A 280-nucleotide genomic window follows, 5' to 3' on the forward strand; every position below is an offset into this window, starting at 1 on the left:
TGAAAATGTAATCAGACCTGTAGCAATTGGTCGTAAAAACTATCTCTTTGCCGGTTCTCATGATGCAGCACAAAGAGCAGCTATGGCCTATACGTTTTTTGCCAACTGCAAAAAGCATGACATTAATCCATATAAATGGCTAAAGTATGTTCTTGAAAATATTCAATCCATCAACCACAAGAATATCGCAGACTTATATCCTCATAATTACAAGAAACTTATCCTGGATAATGTAGAAGAATAATTAGATCTCACAAGATGTACTTGCTCGGGTGCATAC

General features: G+C 36.1%; 1 protein-coding gene. It reads left to right on the plus strand.

Features of this window, described 5'->3' with window-relative positions; all coding sequences use genetic code 11:
* On the plus strand, positions 1 to 244 hold a 244-nt coding region (locus tag GOQ24_RS11875), incomplete at its 5' end, for a transposase domain-containing protein (RefSeq protein ID WP_160339778.1).
* Positions 245 to 280 lie beyond the last annotated feature (36 nt).

Source organism: Myroides sp. LoEW2-1, from assembly GCF_009767705.1.
Classification (GTDB): Bacteria; Bacteroidota; Bacteroidia; order Flavobacteriales; family Flavobacteriaceae; genus Flavobacterium; species Flavobacterium album_A.